Source organism: Nitrosomonas sp. (genome assembly GCF_021731985.1).
Lineage (GTDB): Bacteria > Pseudomonadota > Gammaproteobacteria > Burkholderiales > Nitrosomonadaceae > Nitrosomonas.
The window spans coordinates 1-21622 of the sequence record NZ_JAKFWH010000080.1 but is presented as its reverse complement, the minus strand read 5'-3'; the positions used below and the strand labels follow the sequence as shown (position 1 = coordinate 21622).

Sequence of the window (21622 nt, the reverse complement as noted above, 5' to 3'; positions counted from 1 at the left end):
TTATGAAGTCAGGGATGAATTGAGAATTGATTTGAACAAGTCTGCATCCGGAAGAAAACCTCAAGCCCGATATTTTAACCTAGAAATGCTGGATTCAAGGTTTAATTAATTTGTGATTAATAGGAAATACTTTTTCTAAAAATTAGACACCTATGAATGATTGGATAATCCCTGATTGGCCGGCACCCGGCAATGTGAAAGCGCTTTTTACAACCCGCAATGGCGGTGTGAGCCGTGGTACAAATGGTGCTTATGCTTCTTTGAATTTGGGTGCGCATGTTAATGATAATCTGGTGGATGTTGAGTGTAACCGGGCTTTATTGCGCCGCCATTTACCAGGGGAACCGAGCTGGTTGAAACAGGTGCATGGTACGTTGCCGATCTGGATTGATCAAACGACAGCGGTAACTCCGGAGGGCGATGCTGCGCTTTGCCGTCAACAAGGTACGGTTTGTGCTGTCATGATTGCCGATTGTTTGCCGGTATTCTTGTGTGACGCAGCAGGCGCCACGGTGGGTATCGTGCACGCAGGCTGGCGTGGACTGGCTGGAGGTATCATCGAACAATCGATTGCGGCAATGGCAGTGGATCACAGCAAACTGATGGTATGGCTGGGGCCGGCTATTGGCCCCGATCACTTTGAAGTCGGCGTAGATGTTTACGAAGCTTTCGTGCAGCAAAATGCGCAGGCGGTGCAAGCTTTTGTGCCTAAGCACAGTAGCCATGAAAAGAAGTGGCTGGCGGATATTTTTTTGCTAGCTCGTCAGCGATTGACAAGTATGGGTATTACAGAGATTTATGGCGGAGGAATTTGTACATTCAGTGATCCTGAGCGTTTCTTTTCTTATCGCCGGGATGGTGAAACCGGGCGGATGGCTGCCTTAATCTGGCTCGAATAAATGCGGCTTTAACTTGTTAATTTATTGCTTTGCAACAGCGTATAATCCCGCCTTTGTTTTTCAATTAACTTTATGTCAACGCTTACCTGGATTATTGTTGCCAGCTTACTTGGAGGAATATTAAGCTTATTGTGTGCAGCAGTATTGGCATTCAATATGCGGATGTCGTGGCTTTCCATACTGGTTTCTTATGCGATTGGCGCATTATTGGGGGCCGCTTTTCTCAATACTTTGCCTGAAGCATTTGAGCTTTCTGAGAACCCGATGCAGGTGACTGTCACTGTGTTAATTGGGATTTTGATCTTTTTCATTCTGGAAAAATTAGTATTGTGGCGTCATTGCCATATCGAGGATTGCGAAGCGCATGATCCATTGCATGGTTCTGCAGTAGTAGCAACAACCACCACTATTCAGCACGAGCATGATCACGGGCGTAGCGGAATGATGGTTATTGTGGGTGATACCTTTCATAATTTTGTCGACGGTATTTTGATTGCTGCTGCTTTCATGGTGGATGTGCAGCTGGGTATTGTGACATCCATCGCTATTATCGCCCATGAAATTCCTCAGGAAGCAGGGGATTTCATAATCCTTTTGAATTCCGGTTACACGCGCCGCATGGCATTTCTGATGAATTTGTTATCCAGCTTGGCGACCTTGGTTGGTGGTGTATTGGCCTATTTCATGTTGTACAAGATGAATTTTTTGATACAGCCGCTATTAGGGCTTGCATCAGCCAGCATGATTTATGTGGCGATGTCTGATTTGATTCCAAGCTTACATAAACGCCCGGAGATTAATGCAACTATCCAGCAAGTCGCATTAATATTATTAGGAATTTCCACTATCTGGCTGATAGGGAATATTTTTCCGCATGACTAGGCGCGTGTAGTGATTGCAAAATGAGGAGCTTTTTTGATAAGGAGTTTCAATGACAAAACGATTAATTGTGTTATTACTGTTGCTTTTCTGTACGAATGTTGTTTATGCGCAAGAGAGCAATTTTCTCGAAAAAGTAGAAAGCAGCGCACGTTCCTGGCTTGGGTTGATTGATGGCGGGAAATATAAAGAAAGCTGGGAGATCTCATCCGCGCTATTTAAGTTGAAAACATCCGAGTCTGAGTGGATCAAATCAATCACAGTAATCAGGGCGTCACGTGGCACAATGAGTGCCAGGTATATTGCGACGGCCGCTTCTGGAAAATCATTATCGGGATTTCCGGATGGGGAATATGTTGTGCTCCAGTTTTACACAACTTTTCCGGAAAAAGGATTGGCATTTGAGACGGTAACGCTGGCAAAGACACAAAATGAAACATGGCAAGTTGCGGAATACTCGATCAAGTAAAAATTAAAAATACCAAGATTTAGTATTCTTAATTTTTATCACAAGTTGTGTGCCAGATGGATCTTTCTGTATTGATGCTTAAGGAATCGCAGACAGATTAGCCCCTTTAAATCCCTGAGAAACCCGGTAATAGACGCGGCGCACCGGTGTGCCATAACGTTCAATGACACGATATTCAATGGCGCCAGGTTGATCAAGCATCTGTTTAACGTCTGTGCCCCCTCGGATTTTTTCTAAATGACGGCGTTTCATGCCAACCTGGATGATGGGCTGGTCAGTGGGTGCTTGAGAAGGAAACCAGAATTCATACATGGCACCACTATCACCAAACATGTTGCGTGAGCGGATATCTAACGGTGCGCTACCATGGGTGTAAAAATATAGCGCGCTGGCAACAGACCATTTGCTCATACCGACAATAATGGGTTCTTTACCGGTTTGATTTTTGACTTCTTCGGCTATCTGTGTAATTTCAGCAGCCGTTTCTCGCCAGAAATAATGTTCAGTGAATAGATGGTAAGGAATGCCTGGAATTCCCAGTACTACGTAGTGCAGTACAAACGCATAAGCGAAGATGCATGTAATAATGGTTACTCGCCAAGTTGTCTGGATGCGTTTGGCCAATGCGCTTAGCTGGTCGGTCTGACCAATCATCCAGGCAATTGTTGGCAATATTGCAAGCCAAATTGGGCCAGTCCAGTGAAAGCGCGGCGCATCAAAAGTACTGAGTGCAAAACAAATGAATAATGGGACGCCGGCGAAAACTTGTACGAATAATTGACGCCTGCGCTCAAGTTGATGCGCCTCAGGTTTTTTGATTGTAAATAAGGCCAATGCGGCTGCAAGAAAGCCGACTGGTGTTAGCAGGATGATAATGTGGGCAATCAAATAATGTACTGAGAATTTATAGCTGTCCGCCAACACGCGATTCGACTGAAAAGCGAAGGATGCCCAATTATTCTCGTAGTTCCAGATGATGGCCGGTGAAAAGAGTAACACTGCCAATAACGCGGCTAGGTATGGATGAGGACGTTTCATCCAGCGGCGTGCTGTTGGGTCTACCATGACAAATACCAACGCTGCAATACCCAATAATCCCAGTGAGTATTTGGATAGTAATCCCAGACCGAAAGCGATTCCCATACCCAACCAAGCCGTACGTTGACCGGCTAATAACGCACGTTCCATGTAATACAGTGTGGCGGCCCAAGTTGCGACTAATGGGGCATCAGGTGTCATCAGTAGGCCGGAAGCGAATCCCATTGGCAATATAGACAACAATAATACGGTGCGCATTGCGGTGGATTTGTTGTATAGGTTTTGCGCCAGTGCGTATAGATAGCCCATGGCCACAAAGCCACTGAGTAGGGCACCGATGCGCACGCCAAATTCATTGTGTCCTAGGAGCGATGTGCCGAACCAGATTAACCAAGCCACCATGGGAGGATGATCATAAAAGCTCAGATCCATGTGTTGCGCATATTGCCAGTAATACGCTTCATCTGGGATAAGTTGTGCCAGACCAAAATAAACTAAACGCAGTAATATGATAAATATGACGATACCAATCGCTGCTGTGCGCCAGCGTATTTCAAGAGATGGCGGGTTTTCTTTATTGGGAAAAACATAAAAAGCGGAACCTAAGTAGTTTACGGCCGCAGTAGCGATGATCGCCGGAAAAATTGCCAATAGGGGTGGTACGTGCCAGATATAAACGAGTAAAGCTAATACACCTCCGCGCAGCAATAACGCGAATGCGCCCACAGTCAGGAAACGGCCAAATTGATGCCATTGCAGATAGCCTGTGTGGTGTTCACGGAACGCCCATTTTGAATTAAGGGTATAGTTCACCGTTGCAGCGACAAAGAAACTTACAAAGTGGGCTAGAGCAAGCCCAGCGCCACGATTGATCATCCATTGGAAAATGATCGCGTCAATTAAAACACCCAGCAATCCCACTGCAGCAAAGCGGCCAGCCGTATTGAGTGTGGCTGTGCCTCCGGCTAGTGTGATCAGGCGTTGTATATAAGCTTGCTGATGAGAAAAAGACAATTTGGAAGTGCCATGCGTGCGATCATGGAAACAAATAGGCACTTCGATGACACGAAGCTTTCCCTGATTAGCCATGAGTAGCTCGAGCAGAATTTTGTAGCCATGTGCATTATTTGAAATACTTCCAGTCAGTTCGCGACGGAATGCAAAGAAACCGGACGTGGCGTCATTTACATCACAAATCGGGCGCGCTATCCAGCCACCAACACGTGACAGTAATTGCCGGTACAGTGGCCAATTCTCAGTACTGCCACCGGCAATATAGCGGCTGCCAATGGCTACGTCATGGGTGTTGTTCAGTATGGGCGTGACGACAGCCGGTAAGCGTTCGGGCGGATGGCTGAGATCTGCATCCATGACCACAATGACATCGCTTTGCGCTGCAGCGGCTCCTGCCAGTATCGATGCGGTCAGATCCGGTTTCTCCCGCCGTTCGATGAGATGCACGTTTGATCTATTTTTCCAGGCGCGCACCTTGTCGGGGGTGCCATCCGTGGAACCATCATCAACAAAAATGACTTCAAAACTACCCGGTGCAAAATTCAGCGCAAATATGCGGGATAAGAGTAAATCAATATTCTCGGATTCATTCAGTGTGGGTACTATGATTGAAAATTGGGTCATGTAGCTCCACAGATTAAGATTGATACTTGATTATTGGCGGCATGATTCTATTTTTTTAGTTTTTGGTATTTATTGACCGCTTTATTATGGTCCGCCAGATTACTAGAAAATTGAGATTCTCCATTACCTTTTGCGACAAAATAGAGTGCATCGGTTTCAGCCGGATTAAGTGCTGCACGGATGGAAGCTAGACTGGGTAGCGCAATAGGAGTGGGCGGCAAGCCTGGGCGCGTATAGGTATTGTATTCCTGATCGGCTAGCAGGTCTTTTTTGCGCAGGTTTCCATCAAATTGCTCACCCAAACCATAGATAATGGTGGGATCTGTTTGCAACCGCATACCCTTACGCAACCGGTTAATAAACACACTGGCTATCGTAGTGCGATCACTTTCCAGGCCGGTTTCTTTCTCTACTAATGAGGCTAGAATGAGTGCTTCATAAGGTGTGGCTAATGGTAAAGATTCGGCGCGTGACGACCAGTTGGATTGTAAATGATTTTGCATAGTTTGATAGGCACGCTGCAGAATTTCTATATCACTGCTATTTTTAATAAAATAATAAGTATCCGGGAAAAATAATCCTTCAGCAGCTGTTTCAGTTGCGCCGATTAACTGTAGTATTTCCTGATCACTCAGGCTGGCTGTATGGCTCTGTATGGCAGGGTGTTCGTTTAATACTTTGCGCATTTGCGCAAAAGTGGAACCTTCAAGAAATCTTATTTCATTCTGCTTTGCATCACCCTTGGTCAGATAATCTAATAGCGCTATTTGAGTGATATTTTCATTCAGTTGATAGTCGCCGGCTCTGATTGCTGATTCCTGATTCAGATAACGTGCTAATAGTATCAATGGCCATTTACTGGGAAAAACACCCGCATCGGCCAGTTGTTGCGAAACTTGTTTTAGATTATTACCAGAACGGATTGAGAACTCATAGGGTGTAGCAGGAAGCGAAATACTTGAATGAACATGAAGATAAAGCCATCCCATTAGTAGGATGGCGATAGAAACGATCGAAATTAGAAGGCGTTTTAGCGTAGGCATGCGCCACAAAAAGGTAAAGTTTTTTATACGCTACGGAAAACAAGCGTTCCGTTAGTTCCCCCAAACCCGAAGGAATTCGATAGTGCAACCTTGATGCGCATAGCTCTTGCTGTATTGGGAATATAATCCAGATCACATTGCGGATCTTGATTGACGAGGTTGATTGTGGGTGGGGCAATTTGATGATGTATTGCCAATACAGAGAAAATTGCTTCTACACCACCGGCAGCACCGAGTAAATGTCCTGTCATTGATTTTGTCGAATTGACGGCAAGTTTGCTCGCATAGTCACCGAAACAACGCTTAACAGCAATTGTTTCAGCGATATCACCCAATGGGGTGGATGTGCCATGTGCGTTAATGTAATCAACTTCTGTGGTATTAATGCTTGCATTCTTAAGGGCGTTAGACATGCAGCGTGCTGCGCCTTCACCATCATCGCTAGGCGCTGTCATATGATATGCGTCAGCACTCATGCCAAAGCCAGCTAATTCCGCATAAATTTTTGCTCCCCGGCGTTTGGCGTGTTCTAATTCTTCCAGTACCAAAACTCCGGCACCTTCACCCAGCACAAAGCCATCACGATCGATATCCCATGGGCGGCTCGCAGATTCCGGATCAGAATTATGTACTGATAAGGCTCTTGCAGCAGCAAACCCGCCGATGGCAAGCGGTGTTACACAGGATTCGGCACCGCCGCATACCATGATATCGGCATCGCCATATTCAATCATGCGGGCCGAGTTGCCAATACTGTGTGTGGCTGTGGTACAGGCGGTCACAATCGCTATGTTAGGACCTTTATAACCGAACATGATGGATAAGTTACCTGCGATCATGTTAATGATGGTGCTGGGAATAAAGAAAGGCGATATTTTACGTGGCCCGCCCGCATGGTAAGCCGTATCTGTATTCTCAATCATAGGCAAACCGCCGATGCCTGAACCGATATTAACGCCGATTTGTTCTGGATTAAGCTGTCCAACATCATCTATGCCAGCATCTTTAACAGCTTGAATTCCTGCAGCCATGCCATAATGGATGAAGGTATCCATGCGACGTGCTTCTTTGGCGGATAAGTATTGTTGAATATCAAAATCTTTTACTTCACCAGCGATTTGTGAAGTAAAATTGGATGCATCAAAACGGGTTATCCGAGTAATACCGGATTTTCCTGAGATGATATTCTCCCATGCGCTTGATACCGTGTTTCCAACAGGCGACACAATACCCAATCCGGTAACTACTACCTTACGTTTGGACAAAATAACTCCGCTTACATGTACTTAAAAAACACAATACTAATTAGTATTGGCAGTGACGTAGTCAATCGCTTCCTGGACGGTATTTATTTTCTCAGCTTGTTCATCTGGAATCTCGCATTCGAATTCTTCCTCTAATGCCATTACCAGTTCGACCGTGTCGAGTGAATCTGCTCCCAGATCATTAACAAAAGATGATTCATTTTTGACTTCTGCTTCATTCACGCCAAGTTGCTCAGCTACAATCTTTCTAATACGCAGTTCAATATTTTCCATCTAAGTATTTCCTTCTTGGGTAAGATAAATGTATCTATTCTAGCAAATTTTCAATGCTAGCAAAACTGAAACATATAACTGCTAATTGCGCAGTTCTGATTCTTCAATGGCTTGTGATTTAGTCCATATACATCCCGCCGTTGACATGGAGTGTGGTGCCTGTGATATAACCCGCTGCAGACGAAGCTAAAAATGCTACTGCAGAAGCGACTTCTTCAGGGCGACCTAATCTTCCCAAAGGAACATGCTGAATTAAGTTTTGTTGAAGTTCATCAGCCAGTGCGCGTGTCATGTCCGTGTCAATAAAACCAGGAGCAACACAGTTTACAGTAATATTGCGACTGCCAACTTCACGTGCCAATGATTTACTAAAACCAAATATGCCTGCTTTGGCGGCAGCATAGTTTGTTTGTCCCATATTTCCCATTGCGCCGACAACAGAGGAAATATTAATGATGCGGCCGTAACGGGCTTTCATCATGGCACGGAGGACTGCGCGACTTAACCGGAACACTGATTTTAAATCAGTTTCTATAATTTCATCCCATTCTTCATCTTTCATGCGCACTAACAGGTTATCGCGCGTGACCCCGGCATTATTGACCAAAATTTCCACTTCACCAAATTTTTCGCGAATGATTTGAATCGTATTGTTAATTTGCTCGGTATCATTCACATTCAGAGTGATACCTATGCCTTTGATGCCGGCTTTCTCCAAATATTGATTAATCGTGTTTGCACCGCTTTCAGTGGTCGCTGTACCAATCACTACTGCACCCAGCTGACCGAGCTTAAGCGCGATCGCTTGTCCAATTCCCCGGCTGGCGCCTGTTACTAAAGTTATTTTATTTTCCAAAATCATACCCTCATGAATAGAGCCATGACTGTTCGTAGCAAATGTTCATTGTCGCCATATTATCCTTAAATCATTAACAGCTTGTTTGATTGTTTCACTGTTTGCCAGTGACAGCTGCTGTAAATTTTGATCGATGCGTTTGTTTAGCCCGGCTAATACCTTTCCCGGCCCGCATTCGACGACATGGGTTATACCGGCAGCGGCAAATGCTCGAATTGTATCTACCCAGCGTACAGAGCTGATAAGCTGTTGAACCAAAATTTTCTTAATACCTGCGGTATCGGAATGTGGTTTTACATCGGCGTTATGCAGAATTGGGATTTTAGGAGGGTGCAGCATTACTTGCTCTAGCTGCTGTTGCATACTTTCGGCTGCTGGTCTCATCAGTGAGCAATGCGAAGGGATGCTCATGGGCAACATGATTGCACGTTTTGCCCCTTTTGATTTAGCCATTTCAATTCCTTGCAGGATTGCATTCTTGTGCCCGGCAATTACTATCTGACCCGGTGAATTAAAATTGGCCGGTTCAAGAGATTCTTCTTTCCCTTGGTTTGTGATGTCATGACATATTGTTTCAACAATTTCGTCATCTAATCCGAGAATAGCCGCCATTCCACCCACACCTTCCGGTACAGCCTGTTGCATAGCTTGCGCGCGGAAGCGCACCAGTGATAATGCATCAGCAAAACTCAGCGCTTCGGCTGCGACCAATGCTGTGTATTCGCCCAGGCTATGTCCGGCCAGGAATGCCGGTTTGCCGCCTTCTAAACTAGTCCATGCGCGATACACAGCCACTCCTGCAGTTAACATGAGCGGTTGTGTATTGATGGTGAGGTTGAGGTTATCCGCCGGTCCATTATTCACCATAGACCAGAAGTCCTGCTTGAGGATGTCGGATGCTTCCTGAAAGGTTTCCTGAACGATGGGTAAATCCGTATACCCATTCATCATTCCAACGGATTGCGATCCTTGACCTGGAAATACAAATGCAAATTTCATAAATCACCAGCGCAGTAATACTGCTCCCCATGTAAATCCACCGCCAACACCTTCCAGTAGGATCAGTTGATCGGACTGGATGCGTCCGTCACGTACCGCCATGTCGAGCGCGAGAGGAATGGAAGCCGCAGAAGTGTTGCCATGTTTGTCTACAGCTACCACCACTTTATCCATGGGCAATCCCAGTTTCTTTGCCGTTGATTGAATGATTCGAATATTTGCTTGATGAGGAATCAACCAATCAATATCCGTAGTCTGTAAGTTATTTTTGGATACAGCCTCTTGCACCACTTCTTCCAGAACTTTGACGGCGAATTTAAAAACGGTATTGCCTTCCATGTTGATGTAGGGCGTGCCTTGTACTTTCCCACCGCTGATGCAGCCTGGCGCTGATAAGATATTACTATAGCTGCCATTGGCGTGGAGGTGGGTGGATAAAATGCCCGGTTGATCGCTTTGCGAAAGCACTACTGCACCAGCGCCATCACCAAATAAAACACAGGTGCTACGATCGTTCCAGTCGAGTATTTTAGAATAGATTTCGCTGCCGACCACTAAAGCATTCCGGCACTTGCCAGAACTCACAAACATGTCGGCGGTCGCCAACGCATAAACAAAGCCACTGCAGACGGCTTGGACATCAAATGCCGGGCAATTTTCTATCCCCAGTTTATTTTGCAGAATACAGGCAGTACTTGGAAAAATCATGTCCGGGGTCGTGGTGGCGACAATGATGAGATCGATATCTTTATTGGTTACACCAGCAGCTTTCATGGCATTCTGGCACGCGTAGAATGCCAAATCGCTGGCTACCTGATCCTCGCTGGCAATATGCCGCTGTGTAATGCCTGTGCGCGTTCGTATCCATTCGTCACTGGTGTCCACCATGCGTTCCAGATCAAGGTTGGTGAGAATTTTTTCCGGTAAATAACTACCTGTTCCAGTGATTCTTGAATACATTATTTTATAATTTCTTTTGAAGAGATCTGAGAATGCCGGGAAAACTCGGCTACCCGCTCACTAATATGTCGCAACATCCCGCCACGTACTTCTTCAGCGGCGCGTTTTATGGCAAAACCAAATGCATATTTATCTGCAGAACCATGACTTTTAATCACAATGCCGCGTAAGCCCAGGAAACTGGCGCCATTGTAGCGGCGATGGTCGACGCGGCGTTTAAAGGAATTGATAACCGGCATTGCAATGACACCAGCCAGTTTGGTGAGCAAATTGCGCCTGAACTCTTCGCGCAGGTAAGTTGCCAACATTTGTGCCAGACCTTCTGAAGTTTTTAGGGTGATATTGCCAACAAATCCATCACAAACCACGACATCAGTGGTTCCCTTGTAAATATCCGTGCCTTCAACATTACCATAAAAATTAAGCCCGCTATTGCGTAGTAACTCAGCTGCTTGTTTAACTATCTCATTGCCCTTGATTTCCTCTTCACCAATATTGAGCAAACCAACACTTGGAGATGCTTTATTTTCTACAGAGGATACCAGCGAAGCGCCCATGAGGCCAAACTGAAACAAGTGTTCAGCTGTGCAGTCGACGTTGGCACCCAAATCCAATACGTAAGTGTGACCGGTAATAGTGGGTAATATGACGGCAAGTGCCGGGCGGTCAACCCCTGGAATTGTTTTTAATACAAACCGGGAAGTTGCTAGCAATGCGCCGGTATTCCCAGCACTGATACAAGCTTGTGCTTCACCCGTTTTAACGAGATTAATGGAAACGCGCATTGAAGAGTCTTTCTTGCTTCGCAGGGCGACTGCAGGGGATTCATCCATGCTGACAACTTCACTCGCTGGATGTAATCGAATTCTCGGACCAAATTCAGATTTAGCGGCGCGTAACTCTGCTGCAATAGCATCAGGGATGCCGACTAGAATAATATTGGCTTCAGGATCGCTGCGCAAATATTCGACCGCTGATGGAACTGTTACATGGGGGCCATGATCACCCCCCATACAGTCTATTGCTACAGTAATATCCAATTTCAATGCTCTTGTGACTGGGAGAAACTATATATTTAATACGGCTTGTAGCAATAGATATGATGTTTAATCGTTTTTGGTTTTAACAACTTTCTTGCCACGATAGTATCCATTCGGACTGATATGGTGACGTAAATGAATTTCTCCAGTACTTGATTCAACAGCTAAAGGCGGATTAGTCAGAAAATCATGCGAACGATGCATGCCGCGTTTCGAAGGGGATTTTTTATTTTGCTGGACTGCCATGTGAATAACTCCTTAAACTCAATTTGTTTTTTTTAATGCCAATAATGCTGCAAAAGGATGGGCTGATTGTGTTTTGCTGGTCAGGCTATCTTTGATCGATTCTAATTCCTGTGCGCTGCATTCACCCTCTGTGTGACATGATGAAATCGGTAAACTGAGAATGATCTCGTCCTCAATTAAACTGACTACGTCCATACTAGGTGTTGATAAAATCGCATCGGCGCTATCGTCTTCGTCAGCTTGATCCAGTTCCGCTTCAGTCTTCGCCAGTACCAAGAATGTCTGCAAATCAACTGTATGCACTAATTTTCCTAGACAACGCTGGCAGATAAGATGTATTTTACCTTTAATCTCCAAATGCAGGCCGGGTTTTTCATGCTTGTCAAACTGACCACTGATTTGGTAGATTAGCTCCCCTTCTTTGTCAAACAGAAAATCATGCAAACGCACAAGCGCATCCACCGGGATTTTACCATGATGTATGCCCGTATTCTGTACAAAATCTAAAGGGTCTATCACAAAGCTTACAGACATAAGGCGCGCATGTTATATTTTTTACTCTTAAGTGTCAAAAAATCAGAAGAAAAATCAGAAGGAAATTTTGAAAACACAAAACATTACCCCGAAAGTAATATTGGGATCAAGCTCGATTTATCGCAAGGAATTGCTTCAACGTCTGCAAATTCCATTTGAAACAACCAGTCCTCAAATTAATGAAACACCGTTACCCAATGAATTGCCCGAAGAAACTGCCGCACGATTGGCTGAAGCCAAAGCACGCGCAGTTGCTAAAATTCACCCACAGGCCCTGATTATAGGCTCAGATCAAGTGGCGGCATTGGGAGATTTTCGCCTTGGGAAACCGCTGAACCACACCAATGCAACCGAACAGCTCAGGCGAGTCCGTGGTAAGGAAGTTGTTTTTTACACAGCTTTATGTCTCCTGAACAGTTTTACAGATCGGCTGCAAATGCGTGTTATTCCTTATCATGTAAAATTCCGGCAATTCAGTGATCAACAAATTGAAAATTATCTGCTTAAAGAACAACCTTACCATTGTGCGGGTAGTGCAAAATCTGAAGGGCTTGGCATTGCACTGATTGAGCAGATGACCGGAGATGATCCGAACGGACTGATTGGATTGCCGCTCATTGCTTTGGTCGACATGCTGACGCAAGAAGGAATGGAAGTCATTTGAAGATAGAATTTGTTACAGAAGCTTTTGAATTGCAAATATGTTAATAATGTGAAATCATTATACATTGAGTGAAACTTTCACTTATTATAAATCAGGTTCCTATGCGGAAATACTCTACTAATCCTGTCATCTTTATGCTGATTCTCAGCATATTGACGAATGGACTGAGTTTATCCTTCAGAGGTGAAGTATTTGCGCACGAGCTGGATCATATCCGCCAGGCGCTGTCTTCTGATCCCGCGACACATCTGGAGTTGCACCGGAACAATGTAGCTAGAGACGGCGCTGATCTTGATGCGGCAACGCATTTATGTCTGCATTCGGCGGGGCAGTATCAACCTTTTTTCTTTAATTCTTTTCCTCTGATACCAGATCAGATCGTCACAGAAGCATTAACTGTATTCATTTCCGCCATTATTCCTGAAACAATTCCCGATCTCCCGCTTCGTCCTCCTCGAGACATCTCTTTAAGCTAAATTATTAAATTGTGTTGTTTTTGGATCGTTTCTTCGATCCATTGCATCGCAAAGACAGGGCAATTCAAGCTAGGCGAATAACCTGTTTTGGTAGGCTTAAGCAATGCGGAGGATGTCTATGAAATTGAGCGGCCTGTTGATAGCGTTACGCTATTTGGGAGCACCAAAATTAAGGGTCATGCTGCTGGGTTCTATTCTATTACTGGGTTTCTCAGCTCAGATAAAGGACGCCAGAGCTGATTCTTTTAACAAACTGTCTAGCGGGAAAAATGATTATCCGGCTGGCGCGGTAAATAGCGATGATAAAAATGATCTCACTTTACGTGACGCAATTAATCTTGCGCTACTTCAAAATCCGGAATTGGCGGCCTTCTCCAAAGAAATGCGTGCGTTGGAAGGGGCAACATTGCAGGCTGGTTTACTGAGGAATCCGGAACTGTCGGTAAACGTTGAGAATATCGGAAACATACAAAAGCTTCGTGGTGATCTCAATTCAGCGGATTCAGTAGCGCAGGAAGTAGTTCAGCAGCTCACGACCATCCGGATCGGGCAATTAATTGAACTGGGGGGGAAACGCGCGGCTCGGGTTAACGCTGCGCTACTGGGTGAAGATCTGGCCGCCAAGGATTATGAAATCCGGCGTGTAGAAATTATTGCCAGAGTGGCCAATGTGTATACGGAAGTGCTCGCTGCGCAAGAGCGGCTCAGGCTTGCTGAAGAAACCCGGCAAGTTGCACAAAACGTGGTTAATAGTGTGACCGAACGTGTGCAAGGCGGGAAAGTGGCACCTATCGAAGAAACCAGGGTCAAGGTGGGGCTATCGACTACGCGTATTGAATATGAACAAGCGCAACGGGATTTAATATCAGCGCGTAGACGACTGGCATTGTTATGGGATAGCGCCTCTCCGCAATTCAATAAAGCCTTGGGGAATCTTGAAATATTGATTCCCCCTCCTAGTTTCCAAATGCTAGAAGAGCGTGTATTAGATAACCCAATGGCACTACGTGCGATTAAGAATATTGAACAACGTAAAGCATTGCTGGAAGTAGAGCAAACTCGCCGCATCCCTAACCTCACCATTAACGCAGGCGTTGTGCATCATGCACAACTGGGTGGTAACACGGCTGTGGCTAGCGTGATGGTGCCATTACCATTATTCGATCGTAATCAAGGAAATATCAAAGATGCTTATCAACGCGTGGACAAAGCCGTCGATGAGCAAGCCGCGATGGAATTACGGTTGAAAACTGAGCTCACGCAGTCTTATGAAATGATGTCAGCAGTATGGAATGAAATTAATATATTGCGTGACGAGGTATTGCCCGGCGCTAAGAGTGCCTTTCATGTGATGCGCAGGGGCTATGAATTGGGTAAATTTGGTTTGCTGGAGATGTTAGATGCGCAACGTATTCTATTCCAGAACCAGCTTCTCTATGTACGTGCATTGGCAAACTATCAGCGCCTGGTGAATGACATCGAGCGCCTGATTGCAGGACCTATCGATAGCGTCAAGCCGAATCATGAAATTAACATACGCCAACCCTAGTGGCAGGAAAAAGATTAAGGATTAAATTATGAATAAAGCGCGATGGATGCCAATTCTGATTGTGATTGCCATAGGGATTGTAGTGGGTGGATTGATTCTAACACTGGATAAACCTTCTGCAGTGCCAGAAGAAGCGGCGGGCATCAATACCAATGAAAAATTAGATGGAAACCAACCGGGTGTTGGACCAAGAGGTGGTAAGTTATTCACCGATAATGACTTTAGCGTAGAACTGACTATCTTCGAGAAAGGCGTGCCGCCGCAGTTCCGGATCTATCTGTATGAAAAGGGTAAGTTGTTGCCGCCAACTGCTGCCAATGTCGCAATTACATTATCCCGGCTGGGAGTGCCCGCACAATTGTTCAAATTTGCTCCCGAAGCGGATTATCTGCTGGGAGGCCAGGTAGTGGAAGAGCCGCACTCATTTGATATTGCCATTGCAGCTGAACGCAATGGCAAAGTAATGCGCTGGAGTTACAGCCAGATCGAGGGGCGGGTGGAAATTCCGGATGAGATGCTGAAAAGCATGGGCGTTGTGCTTTTGACGGCCGGGCCAGCCATCATCAAGCCAAAACTCAAACTGCCGGGTGAAGTGACATTCAATGAACATACCATAGTGCGGGTAGTGCCGCGGGTTGCTGGCATGGTGACTGCCGTTCAAGGCCATCATGGGCAGCACGTGAAAAAAGGCGAGGTGCTGGCGGTTCTCGAAAGTCCGATGCTGGCGGATTTACGCAGTCAATATTACGTTGCCAAGAAGCGGCTGGGATTGACAAGGGCTACCTACGAGCGCGAGAAACAATTATGGGAAGAAAAGATTAGTGCGAAGCAGGAGTTTCTATTGGCGCAAGAGTTATGGAATGAAGCGGAGATTGCATTGGAGTTGGCTGCTACGAAGCTGATTGCACTGGGTGTGCAACCTGAATCCAATCATTCAAAGACAACTATTTCGCGTTATGAAATACGTTCTCCCATTTCCGGAATCATTATTGCCAAAGCCATTGCATTGGGTGAAGCAATTAAAGAAGACCGGGAAATTTATACTGTCGCGGATGTCTCCACTGTGTGGACGGCGATTACGGTTTATCCAAAAGATCTGAATGTGGTTAGGGAGGGGCAGAAAGTAGCAGTGAAAGCGACTGCGTACGATGTGGAAAGTGAAGGGATCATTACTTATATTTCGACGTTAATCGGCGGGCAAACCCGTACCGCAACAGCGCGGGTCGAATTGGATAATCAAGAAGGTCAATGGCGCCCCGGTATGTTTGTAAATGCCGAATTGGTGGCGGAAGAAATTCTGGTTCCTGTGGCTGTTTCGGTCGCTGCTATTCAAACGCTGCGCGATTGGTCAGTGGTATTTGGCCGTTATGATCAGTATTTCGAGGTTCGTCCTTTGGAGTTAGGCCGTAATGATGGCGAGATGGTTGAGGTGCTGAAGGGGTTGACTCCCGGAGAACAATACGCTGGCGGTAACAGTTTTGCCATCAAGGCTGAATTGGGTAAAGCAGGCGCAAGTCACGACCATTAAACCGATGATCTAATCGAGGCGACCATCATGTTCGAACGCATTCTACATATATCCATTTATCAGCGCGCCATTGTACTGATGGCCGTGTTGATGATGGCAATCATTGGTGCCTACAGCTATCAGAAATTGCCCATTGATGCGGTGCCTGATATCACCAATGTGCAGGTTCAAATCAATACCAACGCGCCGGGTTATTCACCGATTGAGGCGGAGCAACGCATCACGTTTCCGATCGAAACCATCATGGCGGGTTTGCCCCATCTCGACTATACCCGCTCGATTTCACGCTATGGCCTGTCGCAGGTCACGGTGATTTTCAAAGACGGAACCGATGTTTATTTTGCCCGCCAGCAGGTCAGTCAACGCATCCAGGAGGCGAAAGGCCGGTTACCCATCGGCATTGAGCCGATGATGGGGCCGATTTCCACCGGCCTGGGTGAAATTTTCATGTGGACTGTCGATGCCAAGCCGGGTGCAAAAAAACCGGACGGCTCGGAATATACAACCACCGATTTGCGTGAAATACAGGATTGGGTCATCCGGCCGCAGTTGCGTATGGTCAAAGGTGTGACAGAAATCAACACGGTGGGCGGCTATGTTAAACAGTTTCATGTGGTGCCGTACCCGGAGAAAATGATTTCTTTCGGGTTGGGATTAGCCGATCTGGTAACTGCTTTGGAACGTAACAATCTGAATTTAGGGGCCGGTTATATTGAAAAAAGCGGGGAACAGTATCTGGTTCGCGTACCGGGGCAAATCGCAAATCTGAATGAAATCGGTAACATTATCCTGGGTTCCAGGCAGGGCACGCCGATTCGCGTCAAGGATATCGCGGATATTTTGATCGGCAAGGAGTTACGTACCGGCGCCGCGACGCAGAACGGCAAAGAAGTTGTACTGGGAACGGTGCATATGCTGATTGGAGAAAATAGCCGGCTCGTCGCTCAGGCCGCGGCCAAGAAATTAGAGGAAATTAATCGTAATTTGCCGGAAGGCATTGTGACAACACCGGTCTATGACCGTACCACTTTGGTGGATAAAACCATTCATACGGTGGCGAAAAATCTGTTGGAAGGCGCGGCACTGGTGATTGTGGTCTTGCTGCTGTTTCTCGGCAACATGCGCGCGGCACTGATTGCGGCGTTTGTGATTCCGCTGTCGATGCTGTTTACGTTCACCGGCATGGTGACCAATCACGTCAGCGCCAACCTGATGAGTTTGGGAGCGATTGATTTTGGCATTATCGTGGATGGCGCCATTGTCATTGTCGAAAACAGTATCCGCCGGCTGGCGCATGAACAAATGCGACTGGGACGGGAATTGACGCTTACTGAACGTCTCGAACTGGTGTTTGATGCTTCCAAGGAAGCGCGACGAGTGCTGATCTACGGTGAATTGATCATTATTATCGTCTACTTACCCATTTTTGCCTTGACCGGGGTGGAAGGAAAAATGTTCCATCCGATGGCACTCACGGTGGTGACTGCGTTAATTGGCGCGATGATTCTCTCCCTGACCTTTGTTCCGGCAGCGATTGCATTCTTCTTGTCCGGTAAAGTAAAAGAAACAGAGAGTCCGGTGATGGTATGGGCTAGAAAAGCCTATGTGCCGGTATTGAAGGCAACGATGAACAACCGCGAACTCACGGTTACCATTGCGATCGTCGTTGTCATCTTGTCGGGTTTGCTGACGACGCGCGTCGGCAGCGAGTTTGTCCCCAGCTTGAACGAAGGCGATATCGCGTTGCATGCCATCCGTATTCCGGGCACCAGTCTGACGACGGCGATTGAAATGCAAAATGAGCTGGAGGAAACGATTAAGACATTCCCGGAAGTCGATCGCGTATTCTCCAAAATCGGCACCGCCGAGATTGCCACCGACCCGATGCCGCCGAGTGTCGCGGATATTTTTATCATCCTGAAACCGCAATCCGAATGGACCGGTGCCCATCACACCAAAGCAGAGCTCATTGCCGCGATGGAACAGGCGGTGCGTAAGGTTCCAGGGAATAACTATGAATTCACCCAGCCGATACAAATGCGTTTCAATGAACTGCTTTCCGGTGTGCGTGCCGATGTCGCCGTCAAAGTATTTGGCGATGATATGGATACCTTGCTGGCGTTAGGCGAAGCCATAGAAAAGCAGCTTAAAACCGTTCCCGGTGCTGCGGATGTGCGAACGGAACAAATTACCGGTTTACCGGTGCTTTCCATCCAGATGGATCGCGCAAAAATGGCGCGCTATGGCCTGAATGGCCGTGATGTGCAAGATGTCGTCGCCATGTCCGTGGGCGGTAGAAGCACCGGGATGATTTTTGAAGGCGACCGGCGCTTCGATTTGCAAATCCGCTTGCCGGAGCATTTGCGGGCCGATATTGAAGCGCTGAAACGTCTGCCTATCAGCGTTCCGATGCAAAGCGTGGCTATGGCCGCCAATGCGCTACAAGCTGCACCAGCGGCCCAGCCGGCTGTGCCGGTTTTTGTCACTTTGGGAGAGGTCGCTAATTTCGAGATCACTCAGGGCCCCAATCAAGTCAGCCGGGAAAATGGAAAGCGCCGGATCGTGATTACCGCCAATGTGCGCGGCCGTGATCTGGGTTCGTTTGTCCATGAAGCCGAACAACTGATCGCCAAAAAAGTACCGATTCCACTGGGGTACTGGACAACTTGGGGCGGCCAGTTTGAACAAATGATTTCCGCAGCGCACCGACTGCAGATCGTCATTCCACTGGCACTCGGATTGATTTTTATACTGTTGTACACGATGTTCGGCAATATGCGTGATGGACTGCTCATGTTCACCGGTGTTCCTTTTGCTTTGACCGGCGGCATATTTGCGTTATGGCTGCGCGATATTCCATTGTCCATTTCAGCCGGGGTTGGATTTATCGCGCTATCCGGCGTAGCGGTTCTGAACGGTTTGGTGATGCTGGCATTTATCCGCGGGTTGAGAGAAAAAGAAGGATTATCTTTGGATGATGCGATTCAAACCGGTGCGTTGACTCGATTGCGCCCGGTACTGATGACAGCCTTAGTGGCATCGATTGGATTTCTGCCGATGGCACTCGCCACCGGCACCGGCGCGGAAGTGCAGCGGCCCCTAGCGACGGTGGTGATTGGCGGGATTTTATCGTCGACGGCGTTAACGCTGCTGGTGCTGCCGGTGTTGTATCGAATCATGCATGGACGGGATACCTTGAACAAAAATACATCAGTAGACCCTGAAGTGAAAAAGTTGCAAGGTTAATGACAGCGTCGCCAGTTCAGCGGAGCGATACTCAGCTTTATAAAGTAGGGCATTTCAGCTGTAGTTCCTTTTCCAAGAAAAGGAGTGATGCTATGACTGAAATTTATTTTAATCTGTCTATTTTTTTCTATAACAAAATGATTTTTCGATGTTTTTTTGGAGCTAATTCAGATTAGCATCTGTCAAAAATGCGTTGACAACACACAAAAGACACAAATTACATATCAATCAATAGGAGCTAGCATCAAAATGCAAAAATTAAGCTTAGTCGTTCTAATTTTATTACTGTTTAATATCAGCAACTTAATGGCGGTATCCCCAGCATCAGTTCACAAAAGTGAAAAAGACCAGGTGAGAGAAATTGTTAGGCATGTGATTGAATCAAATGATGAATTTGTTAAGAAATTGCCATCGGATTATTTCGCTCAACTTATCCATGGACAAAAGCCTATTGCGACGATGGTAACTTGTGCTGATTCCCGATTGCACACCCATGCGCTTGATATTCATCCTGACGGAGATCTTTTTTTAGTCCGTAACATTGGCAATCAAGTCTCAACAGCTGAAGGATCCATTGAGTATGGTGTCCGTCATCTACATACTCCCGTTTTATTTATTATAGGACACTCATCTTGCGGAGCAGTTGAAGCGGCCATGTCAAAGCCTGCACATCTTGAACCTTCGATTTGGCGTGAATTGGATACGATCAAGGTTATTGGCAATAAATCTGATGATCACGCACAGGTTAAAGAAAGTGTTGAATCTAATGTGAATCATCAGGTTTCGACTGCCTTAAAGAAATATGACAAAGAAGTTAAGGAAGGCCATTTGACGATTATTGGAGGTGTTTATGATTTTCGCAATGACTATTCTCAAGGCAGTGGCCGTCTTGTCTTAATTAATGTTAACGGAGAAACGGAACTCACTGAAATTCATAAAATGTCAATAGTTAACTTTAAATAGAGCTTACTCAGAAATTCAGCGATCAGATATGCACTGCCAAGTAAGAATTCCGGTTTGAGATGAATTGGCAGGCACGCGTAAACGGAATTTCTCTGGGCATGCACTCTTTTGTCACCCAAAATGCTATTTTGGCAGCAAGATTCCTCAGGCAAATAAAAACCCGCACCAAGATGAGCAGGTTCATAACCAGGAAGATGCTATTAATCCATGCGGCAGACGTATCAGCTCGGTAGGATGTGCCGACCGCAAGGAGGCGCATCAAACGTATCATTCAAGCCCCTCGATATCATAGTCTTCATGATTTCCCCAATTCTCAGGATAGACGCCTTGTTCAACATAACGATGAAAGCTGGAGTGAGGCCAATCACTTACTCTTTTTGCCCAGCCATGTTTAACAGGATTCCAATGAATATAATCGACATGCCGGTTAAAATCATTTTGGTCACGTAAAAGATGCTCCCAGAATCGACGTTGCCATATTCCTCTTTCCCGGCGAGATTTCCGACTGGTAGAAATTCTTTCTCCTTTTGCTATGTGACGGGAAAAATAACCTTTCAACATATTCCATCGGGTTGAAAAATCTGCATCGATCTGTGGTAGCGTCCAGATACAGTGTAAGTGATCCGGCAAAATAACGACGGCATCCATGCGAAAAGGGTAGCGCTGTTTGGTGTATTCAAATGCGTTACGTAGTAAGTCGATTTTCTCGACTAATAGCCGATTGGTCTTGCGTTCGGCAAGATTGACCGTAAAAAACCAAGAACCTCCGGGAACGTAGGCACGTCGGTATTCTGTCATTCCGTGTGTTTTCCTGTTTTAAAACTATTTCTTGATTGATGCGCCTCCTTGCGGTCGGCACATCCTACCGAGCTTCTTCTATTTCGCCTACAAATCAAACACGATAGTCAAAGCATCTTTAATAGGATGAATCAGTAGTGTCCGGAGATTCGAGAATTGTCGCATGATAACTCGTTGAACGACCATTACTAAATGACATATTTTTCTGTAATCGATTTCAACTTGCGCCAAACTTCTGACTTTTGTCAGGAGATTGCAT

21 protein-coding genes are annotated in these 21622 nt (G+C 46.1%); 9 read left to right on the top strand and 12 right to left on the bottom strand.

Going from position 1 to position 21622, the window contains the following annotated elements; all coding sequences use genetic code 11:
- Positions 1–152 precede the first annotated feature (152 nt).
- The 3 genes from pgeF (at position 153) to QZ942_RS11965 (ending at position 2247) form a co-directional block, all read left to right on the top strand.
- Positions 153–899 carry a peptidoglycan editing factor PgeF gene (gene pgeF / locus QZ942_RS11975; protein WP_292995879.1) on the top strand — a complete coding sequence of 249 codons (747 nt, stop codon included), beginning with the start codon at positions 153–155 and terminating at the stop codon, positions 897–899.
- A gap of 72 nt (positions 900–971) precedes the next feature.
- Entirely contained in the window at positions 972–1781 is an 810-nt protein-coding gene (locus tag QZ942_RS11970) for a ZIP family metal transporter (RefSeq protein WP_292995878.1), read from the top strand.
- A 49-nt stretch (positions 1782–1830) separates the two neighbouring features.
- Positions 1831–2247, top strand: a complete 417-nt coding sequence (locus QZ942_RS11965) for a DUF4019 domain-containing protein (protein ID WP_292995876.1) — start codon at positions 1831–1833, stop codon at positions 2245–2247.
- 78 nt (positions 2248–2325) lie between these two features.
- Here QZ942_RS11965 and QZ942_RS11960 read toward each other — a convergent pair whose 3' ends face one another.
- From QZ942_RS11960 to QZ942_RS11915, 10 genes are all read right to left on the bottom strand, one after another.
- Positions 2326–4923 carry a glycosyltransferase family 39 protein gene (locus QZ942_RS11960; RefSeq protein WP_292995874.1) on the bottom strand — a complete coding sequence of 866 codons (2598 nt, stop codon included), beginning with the start codon at positions 4921–4923 and terminating at the stop codon, positions 2326–2328.
- A gap of 47 nt (positions 4924–4970) precedes the next feature.
- On the bottom strand, positions 4971–5966 hold the full coding sequence (gene mltG, locus QZ942_RS11955; protein ID WP_292995872.1) for an endolytic transglycosylase MltG: 996 nt from the start codon (positions 5964–5966) through the stop codon (positions 4971–4973).
- 23 nt (positions 5967–5989) lie between these two features.
- Positions 5990–7231 carry a beta-ketoacyl-ACP synthase II gene (fabF, locus tag QZ942_RS11950; protein WP_292995870.1) on the bottom strand — a complete coding sequence of 414 codons (1242 nt, stop codon included), beginning with the start codon at positions 7229–7231 and terminating at the stop codon, positions 5990–5992.
- Positions 7232–7267: 36 nt separating this feature from the next.
- Positions 7268–7504: an acyl carrier protein gene (gene acpP / locus QZ942_RS11945; RefSeq protein WP_292995868.1), complete on the bottom strand. Its 237-nt coding sequence runs from the start codon at positions 7502–7504 to the stop codon at positions 7268–7270.
- A 118-nt stretch (positions 7505–7622) separates the two neighbouring features.
- Positions 7623–8366 carry a 3-oxoacyl-ACP reductase FabG gene (fabG, locus tag QZ942_RS11940; protein ID WP_292995866.1) on the bottom strand — a complete coding sequence of 248 codons (744 nt, stop codon included), beginning with the start codon at positions 8364–8366 and terminating at the stop codon, positions 7623–7625.
- A gap of 39 nt (positions 8367–8405) precedes the next feature.
- Positions 8406–9359, bottom strand: coding sequence for an ACP S-malonyltransferase (gene fabD / locus QZ942_RS11935; protein WP_292995864.1), 954 nt, complete (start codon positions 9357–9359; stop codon positions 8406–8408).
- A 3-nt stretch (positions 9360–9362) separates the two neighbouring features.
- A complete protein-coding gene (locus QZ942_RS11930) occupies positions 9363–10319 on the bottom strand; it encodes a beta-ketoacyl-ACP synthase III (RefSeq protein WP_292995862.1) in 957 nt (318 codons plus the stop codon).
- Positions 10319–11359, bottom strand: a complete 1041-nt coding sequence (gene plsX / locus QZ942_RS11925; RefSeq protein ID WP_292995860.1) for a phosphate acyltransferase PlsX — start codon at positions 11357–11359, stop codon at positions 10319–10321. The genes QZ942_RS11930 and plsX overlap by 1 nt, the downstream gene beginning before the upstream one ends.
- 66 nt (positions 11360–11425) lie before the next feature.
- Positions 11426–11605 carry a 50S ribosomal protein L32 gene (gene rpmF, locus QZ942_RS11920; protein ID WP_013967086.1) on the bottom strand — a complete coding sequence of 60 codons (180 nt, stop codon included), beginning with the start codon at positions 11603–11605 and terminating at the stop codon, positions 11426–11428.
- An 18-nt stretch (positions 11606–11623) separates the two neighbouring features.
- Positions 11624–12139: a YceD family protein gene (locus QZ942_RS11915; RefSeq protein WP_292995858.1), complete on the bottom strand. Its 516-nt coding sequence runs from the start codon at positions 12137–12139 to the stop codon at positions 11624–11626.
- A gap of 67 nt (positions 12140–12206) precedes the next feature.
- Between QZ942_RS11915 and QZ942_RS11910 the strand changes: the two genes are divergently transcribed.
- The 6 genes from QZ942_RS11910 to QZ942_RS11885 all read left to right on the top strand — a co-directional run bounded on the left by QZ942_RS11910 (position 12207) and on the right by QZ942_RS11885 (position 20565).
- Entirely contained in the window at positions 12207–12803 is a 597-nt protein-coding gene (locus QZ942_RS11910; RefSeq protein ID WP_292995856.1) for a Maf family nucleotide pyrophosphatase, read from the top strand.
- Between the two features lie 101 nt (positions 12804–12904).
- Positions 12905–13279, top strand: coding sequence for a hypothetical protein (locus tag QZ942_RS11905; protein WP_292995854.1), 375 nt, complete (start codon positions 12905–12907; stop codon positions 13277–13279).
- Between the two features lie 118 nt (positions 13280–13397).
- Positions 13398–14828 carry a TolC family protein gene (locus tag QZ942_RS11900; RefSeq protein WP_292995852.1) on the top strand — a complete coding sequence of 477 codons (1431 nt, stop codon included), beginning with the start codon at positions 13398–13400 and terminating at the stop codon, positions 14826–14828.
- Between the two features lie 28 nt (positions 14829–14856).
- Entirely contained in the window at positions 14857–16356 is a 1500-nt protein-coding gene (locus tag QZ942_RS11895; protein ID WP_292995850.1) for an efflux RND transporter periplasmic adaptor subunit, read from the top strand.
- Positions 16357–16383: 27 nt separating this feature from the next.
- Complete coding sequence (locus QZ942_RS11890) at positions 16384–19602, top strand: CusA/CzcA family heavy metal efflux RND transporter (RefSeq protein WP_292995848.1); 3219 nt, start codon at positions 16384–16386, stop codon at positions 19600–19602.
- Between the two features lie 249 nt (positions 19603–19851).
- On the top strand, positions 19852–20565 hold the full coding sequence (locus QZ942_RS11885) for a carbonic anhydrase (RefSeq protein ID WP_292995846.1): 714 nt from the start codon (positions 19852–19854) through the stop codon (positions 20563–20565).
- 22 nt (positions 20566–20587) lie between these two features.
- Here QZ942_RS11885 and QZ942_RS11880 read toward each other — a convergent pair whose 3' ends face one another.
- Together QZ942_RS11880 and QZ942_RS11875 are read right to left on the bottom strand one after the other, a co-directional pair.
- Entirely contained in the window at positions 20588–20836 is a 249-nt protein-coding gene (locus QZ942_RS11880) for a hypothetical protein (protein ID WP_292995844.1), read from the bottom strand.
- Complete coding sequence (locus QZ942_RS11875; RefSeq protein WP_292995842.1) at positions 20833–21363, bottom strand: transposase; 531 nt, start codon at positions 21361–21363, stop codon at positions 20833–20835. The genes QZ942_RS11880 and QZ942_RS11875 overlap by 4 nt, the downstream gene beginning before the upstream one ends.
- Positions 21364–21622: the final 259 nt, after the last annotated feature.

What these genes read in the sequence shown, in the direction of transcription:
- QZ942_RS11875 (WP_292995842.1), bottom strand. Translation starts at nt 21,363, where the DNA reads ATGACAGAATACCGACGTGCCTACGTTCCCGGAGGTTCTTGGTTTTTT.
- QZ942_RS11880 (WP_292995844.1), bottom strand. Translation starts at nt 20,836, where the DNA reads ATGATACGTTTGATGCGCCTCCTTGCGGTCGGCACATCCTACCGAGCT.
- QZ942_RS11890 (WP_292995848.1), top strand. Translation starts at nt 16,384, where the DNA reads ATGTTCGAACGCATTCTACATATATCCATTTATCAGCGCGCCATTGTA.
- fabG (WP_292995866.1), bottom strand. Translation starts at nt 8,366, where the DNA reads ATGATTTTGGAAAATAAAATAACTTTAGTAACAGGCGCCAGCCGGGGA.
- QZ942_RS11915 (WP_292995858.1), bottom strand. Translation starts at nt 12,139, where the DNA reads ATGTCTGTAAGCTTTGTGATAGACCCTTTAGATTTTGTACAGAATACG.
- QZ942_RS11900 (WP_292995852.1), top strand. Translation starts at nt 13,398, where the DNA reads ATGAAATTGAGCGGCCTGTTGATAGCGTTACGCTATTTGGGAGCACCA.
- QZ942_RS11970 (WP_292995878.1), top strand. Translation starts at nt 972, where the DNA reads ATGTCAACGCTTACCTGGATTATTGTTGCCAGCTTACTTGGAGGAATA.
- QZ942_RS11895 (WP_292995850.1), top strand. Translation starts at nt 14,857, where the DNA reads ATGAATAAAGCGCGATGGATGCCAATTCTGATTGTGATTGCCATAGGG.
- QZ942_RS11965 (WP_292995876.1), top strand. Translation starts at nt 1,831, where the DNA reads ATGACAAAACGATTAATTGTGTTATTACTGTTGCTTTTCTGTACGAAT.
- acpP (WP_292995868.1), bottom strand. Translation starts at nt 7,504, where the DNA reads ATGGAAAATATTGAACTGCGTATTAGAAAGATTGTAGCTGAGCAACTT.
- pgeF (WP_292995879.1), top strand. Translation starts at nt 153, where the DNA reads ATGAATGATTGGATAATCCCTGATTGGCCGGCACCCGGCAATGTGAAA.
- QZ942_RS11960 (WP_292995874.1), bottom strand. Translation starts at nt 4,923, where the DNA reads ATGACCCAATTTTCAATCATAGTACCCACACTGAATGAATCCGAGAAT.
- QZ942_RS11930 (WP_292995862.1), bottom strand. Translation starts at nt 10,319, where the DNA reads ATGTATTCAAGAATCACTGGAACAGGTAGTTATTTACCGGAAAAAATT.
- QZ942_RS11885 (WP_292995846.1), top strand. Translation starts at nt 19,852, where the DNA reads ATGCAAAAATTAAGCTTAGTCGTTCTAATTTTATTACTGTTTAATATC.
- mltG (WP_292995872.1), bottom strand. Translation starts at nt 5,966, where the DNA reads ATGCCTACGCTAAAACGCCTTCTAATTTCGATCGTTTCTATCGCCATC.
- fabD (WP_292995864.1), bottom strand. Translation starts at nt 9,359, where the DNA reads ATGAAATTTGCATTTGTATTTCCAGGTCAAGGATCGCAATCCGTTGGA.
- rpmF (WP_013967086.1), bottom strand. Translation starts at nt 11,605, where the DNA reads ATGGCAGTCCAGCAAAATAAAAAATCCCCTTCGAAACGCGGCATGCAT.
- QZ942_RS11905 (WP_292995854.1), top strand. Translation starts at nt 12,905, where the DNA reads ATGCGGAAATACTCTACTAATCCTGTCATCTTTATGCTGATTCTCAGC.